Raw genomic sequence first — 242 nt, 5'->3', positions numbered from 1 at the left:
TCGACCTTGCCACCGGCGTGCAGACCGCAACGATTGCCAGCGGTGCTGCGACGTTGCAGACGGCCGCCGGCCAGTCGAACTCGTCGATCAACTCGTCCGGTCAGCTCAAGCTGTCGACCGGCGTCAACGCCGATCTGTCGATCACCGGCACCGGCAATGCGCTGAACGTGCTTGGCCTCGCCGGCAACACCGGCACGGCGAACGCCTTCACCGCGGCTCGCACCTCGGGCATCGGCGGCATC

Annotated in this window: 1 protein-coding gene; it reads left to right on the top strand. The window is 67.8% G+C overall.

From position 1 onward, the window contains the following. Positions 1-242, top strand: a 242-nt coding sequence (locus tag G8O24_RS43700) for a DUF1522 domain-containing protein (protein WP_188108497.1), incomplete at both ends; no start/stop codon positions are given.

The organism is Bradyrhizobium campsiandrae, assembly GCF_014529705.1.
Classification (GTDB): domain Bacteria; phylum Pseudomonadota; class Alphaproteobacteria; order Rhizobiales; family Xanthobacteraceae; genus Bradyrhizobium; species Bradyrhizobium campsiandrae.
This window is presented reverse-complemented; position numbering and strand designations above follow the sequence as displayed.